Source organism: uncultured Romboutsia sp., assembly GCF_958366745.1.
Taxonomy (GTDB): Bacteria; Bacillota; Clostridia; order Peptostreptococcales; family Peptostreptococcaceae; genus Romboutsia; species Romboutsia timonensis.
In genome coordinates this window covers 1-6,253 of record NZ_CATXCO010000148.1, presented here as the reverse complement: position 1 = coordinate 6,253, position 6,253 = coordinate 1, and the positions used below count along the sequence as shown (strand labels likewise).

Here is a 6,253-nt window from a genome sequence, read left to right as displayed (position 1 = left end):
ATAAAACTCGTAGGAGGTATAATAAATGAAAGTTGTAGTTGTTGGATGTACACATGCAGGTACTGCTGCAGTTGTTAATATAAAAGAAAATTATCCTGATAGTGAAGTTGTTATTTATGAAAAAAATAATAATGTATCATTTTTATCATGTGGTATAGCATTAAATGTAGGTAAAGTTATAGACACAACTGAAAAGTTATTTTATAGTTCACCTGAAGCTTTAAACTCTTTAGGTGCTCAAACTAAAATGCAACATGAGGTTTTAGATATAGATTTTAAAAATAAAAAATTATCAGTAAAAAATTTATTAACTAATGAAGTATTTGAAGATAATTATGATAAATTAGTTTTAACTTTAGGTTCTTGGCCTATCGTTCCTAAATTTGAAGGTGGTACTTTAGATAACATAGTTTTATGCAAAAACTATAACCATGCTTTAAATATAATAGAAAAAAGTAAAGATGCTAAGAATGTTGTTGTAATAGGTGCAGGATACATAGGGGTAGAACTTGCTGAAGCCTTTGAAATGCAAGGTAAAAACACTACACTTATAGATGCTGAAAATAGAATTATGGCTAAATATCTAGATAAAGAATTTACAGATATAGCAGAAACTGAATTTAAAAATAAAGGCGTTAATATAGTTCTAGGACAAAAGGTTCAAAAATTTGAAGGAACTGATACTGTAAAAAAAGTTATTACAGACAAAGGTGAATATAATGCTGATTTAGTAGTTTTATGTATAGGATTTGCTCCTAATACAAAACTTGTTCAAGGAAAATTAGAAACTCTACCTAATGGAGCCATAATAATAGATGAATATATGAGAACTAGTGAAGAAGATGTGTTTGCTGCTGGAGATTGCTGTGTAGTTAAATACAATCCTGCAAAAGACACTAGATATATACCTCTTGCTACTAATGCAGTTAGAATGGGTACTTTAGTTGGTAAAAACCTAGTAAAACCAACTCTTAAATATATGGGGACTCAAGGTACTTCTGGAATAAAAATATACAATAAGTGTATAGCTTCTACTGGACTTACTGAAGAAGTGGCTAAAAATACAACAAATTATAATGTAGGTAGTGTAACAATAGATGAAAACTATAGACCAGAATTTATGCCTACATTTGAAGAAGCTAAAGTTAAGTTAGTATTTGATAAAGACTCTAGAAAAATACTAGGTGGTCAAATAATATCTAATATAGATTTAACTCAATATATGAATACTTTATCTGTAGTTATACAAAATGAAATGACAATTGAAGAGTTAGCTATGACTGATTTCTTCTTCCAACCACACTTTAATAAACCTTGGAGTTTATTAAATGCTGTTGCTTTAAAAGCACTATAGATACTATTTTATATAAATAAATTTATATCTTAAAATGACCTGTTTAAAATTATTTAAACAGGTCATTTTTTATACAAAGTTTACACTCTAAACCACAAGTTATACTTATCATATTCATAATACAATAATAAAAAATTCACCCAATTTATGAGAAAAACTTTTACTATATATTCATATCTTTTTTGCCATAAATAAAATAACTACTTATTATCGAAATAATTATTACACAAATTCCAATTATAATAAATTTAACTTCAAACCCATCTTTTAAAATTTCACTAGGATCATAGTAATCAAAAGGTGAAAAATACTTTAACCAATTAAAGCTATCCTTAAGTTTCCCTATTATTCCTAAAAAATAAGAAACAAAAAATATTCCTATTGATATAGGAATTGCTCCTTTATCAGATTTTACAATTGAAGATATTAAAGTTCCTAACGATATAAATATAAGTCCAAGTAATAATATACCTATAAATACTACTTTTATATTCATAATTAAATTCATAACTTCAACCTATTCAGGCTTTACCATATAACATACTCCCATAGTAATTGTACCAATTATTAAGATATAAACATAAAATATAGCAACTATAGCACATAACTTTGATGTAACTATTTTTAATCTATTTATAGGCTTTGAATATAAAAACTCTATCGTACCCTGACTTTCCTCTCTTATAAGAGAATTAACACCTAATATAGCACCATAAACAGCACTTGCCATAGCAATATATTGAATAGCATAACCTAAGTAATTAAATATATCTGTAAAGTCCATACTAGAATCTATATTAAAAGCCTTTAGTATTTCAACTGGCATACCTCCCATTTTATCATTTACAATTTGTTTCATTCCCATAGCTTCCATTGTGGGAAATAGACTCATAAATAAAGTAATTAATGCCCCACAAACTAGTGACCATATTATGCAAGACTTTAATAACCTTTTAAATTCAAAATTAAATATATTCATTAAACTTCCTCCTTATTATTTTCATAATAATTTAAAAATGCATCTTCAAGATTTTCTTTTTCTATTAGTAATTCATCTATCTTGTAGTTCGCAAGCTCTTTTACAAGAGAGTCTATATTTTTTGAACATATAAAAGTATATAATTTTCCATTTTTATCTAATATTTTATCACTTAAATTTAAAACTATATCATCGGTTATGTCACTACTACTTAAAGTTACCTTTAATTTAAGTTCTGTTTTAGACTTCTCTATTTCTATTATATCTACAATCTTCCCTTCCTTTATTACACAAACTCTATCACACAAATTTTGAACCTCTACCAAATTATGAGATGATAGGAAAACAGTATTTCCTTTTTCCTTTTCTTCTATCAATATATTAAATAATTTCTTTTGCATTAAAGGGTCTAATCCATTAGTCGGCTCATCTAATATTAAAAGTTTCGGATTGTTTATTAAACTTTGAGCTATAGCTACTTTCTTTTTATTTCCTAAACTTAATTCACCCATTTTTTTATTCATATCTAATTCCAATTCATTACATATTCTATCTACATATTCCTTATTTGATTTAGGGTAAAAACTTTGAGCATATTTTATAATGTCCTTTACTTTAACATCATCATAATATCTTACTTCACTAGGAACGTAACCTATATACTCTTTTATCTTCTCACTTTCTTTTACACTATCCATCCCAAATATTAATGCTTCTCCACTAGTTGAGTATATAAAATTTAAAAGAGTTTTTATAGTTGTTGATTTACCTGCTCCATTAGGGCCTATAAATCCATATATCTCTCCTTCTTTGACAGATATATTAATATCTTGTATTCCTCTATTTTTACCATAAACTTTAGTTAAGTTTTTTATTTCTATTGCATTCACTCAATCTCCCCCAATACGTTTTAATATATTATAATTACTAAATTTATCTAATATTATTTATAACATAAGTATATGTACTCTAATATATAAATTAAATTGATTAATTTTAATTTCAAGTATTCATTTATACTTAGTGTTTAAATAGTTAAATATAAGGTATAAGCTATTATATATCTATTTGGAGGGGATACAATGCAAAAATATTTTAAAATTTCATCATTTTATTTATTATTTGGACTAGTTATGGGAATCTTTTCAAGAGAGTTTACAAAGCTTAATAACTTTTCTGGATATACTGTGCTTAAATCAGTTCATACTCATACTTTAGTTCTAGGATTTTTATTTTTTATAATAGTTTTACTACTAGAAAAAAACTTTACTATTTCTAATAATAAAAGTTTTAATAAATGGATAGTGCTGTATAATTTAGGACTATTGTACTTAATAATAACATTATCAATCAGAGGTATTTTACAAGTTATAGGTTCTGACTTTGTGGGTCTTAGCCATATTGCAGGGCTTGGACATGCTATATTAGGAGTATCTTTAGTATGGTTTTTGGCAATAGTTAATAAAGAGCTAAAAGTATACGATTCAAATATACTGTCTAAAAATAAATAGAGTTTAAATTATAAAAACATATTATTAAAAAAGTTTTATATAGTTATAAATGTAAATTTTGCTATAACTTAAATTTAAGTATAAATATATTAATAAGAAATCAAAATAATCATGAATTTAAATTTATATTAGGAGGGCAATACAATGAAAGTAACATTTCAAGGAAATCCATTAACATTAGAAGGAACTCAAGTGAAAGTTGGAGATACTGCACCTGACTTTACAGTTGTAGATAATGATCTAAATCCATTTAAATTAAGTGATACTAAAGGTAAAAGAGTATTTTTAACAGTGCCATCATTAGACACACCAGTATGTGATACAGAGGTAAGACGTTTTAACCAAGAAGCAGCAAAATTAGGTGATGTAACTATATATACAATATCTATGGACTTACCATTTGCACAAGGTAGATGGTGTGGAGGAGCAGGAATTGACAAAGTAAAAACAGTTTCTGATTACAAAGATAGAGAATTTGGTAAAAATTATGGTGTTTACATAAAGGAGCTAGGACTTTTATCTAGAGCTGTATTTGTTATTGATGAGAACAACAAAATAGTTTATGTAGAATACTTAAATGAAGTAACTGAAGAACCAGATTATGACAAAGCATTAGATGCTTTAAAATAATATAATTATCAAAAATATACTTACTTGTAATAAAAAATAGAATATAATATGCTCTTAGATTATAGACAAATAGCCATTTTTATTTTGAATAAAATGGCTATTTGTATTTTTATATAATAATTTTATTTATCTATATTTAAGTAATTAATATAATTTCCTTGTATTAAGGGCAACATAACTATAGCAACTTTATAAGGAGGCTTATTTAATAATGAAGATATTAAAATATATGCTTATATTCATACCTATAAGTTTTATAGCTAAATTTTTAAATGCTTCTGATAGTGTTATGTTTATACTATCCTGTTTATCAATAATACCACTAGCTGGACTTATGGGTGAGGGTACTGAAGAAATTTCTTTTTATTCTGGACCTAAAATCGGTGGATTTTTAAATGGTACATTTGGAAATGCAACAGAACTTATAATATCAATTTTTGCTCTTAAAGAAGGTTTATTTGATGTTGTAAAATCATCTATTGCAGGTGCTGTTATAGGAAATATATTACTTGTTGTGGGTGCAAGTATGTTAGCTGGAGGACTTAAGTATAAAACTCAAAAGTTTAATCAAAAAGTATCTGAAGTTTCTTCAAGTATGCTATTATTTGCAGTATTAGGATTATGTATCCCAGCCTTATTTACTCATACGGTAGATCCTAAACTTCTTAATACTAGATATGAAGGATTAAGTATTTTTGTGGCTGTAGTAATGATTGTTATATATGCACTTAGTTTATTTTTCTCATTTAGTACTCATAAACATATCTACAATAATAATGATGAACATGAAGGAAATGCTAAATGGTCATTAAAAAAAGCTATATTCATATTAGTTATTTCTACTATTTTAATAGCTATAGAAAGTGAATTTTTAGTAAATGGTATAGAGCCAATAACTGAAAGTTTAGGTTGGAGTCAATTCTTTGTAGGAATAATATTAATTCCTATAATAGGTAATGCCGCAGAACATAGTACTGCAGTTATTATGGCTAGAAAAGATAAAATGGATGTTGCTCTTGAAATAGCTGTAGGTTCTAGTTTACAAATAATTTTATTTGTTGCACCAGTTTTAATATTCATAAGTTTATTTTTCACACCTATGAGTATAGTATTTAATCCATTTGAGTTAATTGCACTTATTGCTTCTGTACTTATAGCTAATAGGGTTTCTCATGATGGAGAATCTAACTGGCTTGAAGGTGTTCAATTACTTTCAGTTTATTTAATTATAGCTGCATCATTTTTCATATTATAGTAAAAAGCTACCTTAAAATAAGTTTTTAATACTTATTTAAGGTAGCTTTTTTTGTAGGCTTTAACATAAATAACTTATTTAATTGTTAAGTCCTTTTATTAATTTACTACATTCCTCTTCTATATCTTCTATAAATTTATGAATATATATCCCATTACCACAAGCGTATATATTTTCTCTTGAAGTCATAAATTTATCATCGACTTCTGGTCCTGTTGTTGTAGGATTTAACTTTATATCACTTCTCATAGATACTAATCCATCAGAAAGCATAGGTCTAGCAAACATTAAAGTATCACACTCTACAACTTCTTCTTTTCCATCCTTTTCTAAAGTTACACTATTTATTCTACCATCTCCTTGAATAGATGCTATTTTATAATCTTTGTATATCTTATCTGTAAGTCCATAAGTCTCAATATCATTATTTTCAGATATTATACCAACAACATTTATATTTTTATCTTTAAGTTGCTCTTGTATCATATATAAAGTTTCATAGCCATCTATAAGGATGTTTTTAC

Annotated in this window: 5 protein-coding genes and 2 pseudogenes; 4 read left to right on the top strand and 3 right to left on the bottom strand. The window is 26.4% G+C overall.

The genetic code is table 11. From position 1 onward, the window contains the following. Positions 1–25: 25 nt before the first annotated feature. Entirely contained in the window at positions 26–1,354 is a 1,329-nt protein-coding gene (locus Q5F54_RS09640; protein ID WP_288305596.1) for an FAD-dependent oxidoreductase, read from the top strand. A 163-nt stretch (positions 1,355–1,517) separates the two neighbouring features. Here Q5F54_RS09640 and Q5F54_RS09635 read toward each other — a convergent pair. Next, positions 1,518–2,333: pseudogene (locus tag Q5F54_RS09635) on the bottom strand (ABC transporter permease subunit). Then, complete coding sequence (locus Q5F54_RS09630; RefSeq protein WP_281537993.1) at positions 2,333–3,223, bottom strand: ABC transporter ATP-binding protein; 891 nt, start codon at positions 3,221–3,223, stop codon at positions 2,333–2,335. Before Q5F54_RS09630 ends, Q5F54_RS09635 begins: the two are co-directional and overlap by 1 nt. A gap of 192 nt (positions 3,224–3,415) precedes the next feature. Between Q5F54_RS09630 and Q5F54_RS09625 the strand changes: the two genes are divergently transcribed. The 3 genes from Q5F54_RS09625 to cax all read left to right on the top strand — a co-directional run bounded on the left by Q5F54_RS09625 (position 3,416) and on the right by cax (position 5,729). Next, complete coding sequence (locus tag Q5F54_RS09625; protein WP_071121040.1) at positions 3,416–3,844, top strand: DUF2871 domain-containing protein; 429 nt, start codon at positions 3,416–3,418, stop codon at positions 3,842–3,844. 144 nt (positions 3,845–3,988) lie between these two features. Next, positions 3,989–4,474: a thiol peroxidase gene (gene tpx, locus Q5F54_RS09620; protein ID WP_180703087.1), complete on the top strand. Its 486-nt coding sequence runs from the start codon at positions 3,989–3,991 to the stop codon at positions 4,472–4,474. Between the two features lie 211 nt (positions 4,475–4,685). After that, positions 4,686–5,729 (top strand): calcium/proton exchanger, encoded by a 1,044-nt coding sequence (gene cax / locus Q5F54_RS09615; RefSeq protein WP_302334325.1) that lies wholly within the window; start codon positions 4,686–4,688, stop codon positions 5,727–5,729. A 78-nt stretch (positions 5,730–5,807) separates the two neighbouring features. Here the strand turns inward: cax and Q5F54_RS09610 are convergent. Continuing rightward, positions 5,808–6,253, bottom strand: a pseudogene (locus Q5F54_RS09610) (monooxygenase); the annotation flags it as partial.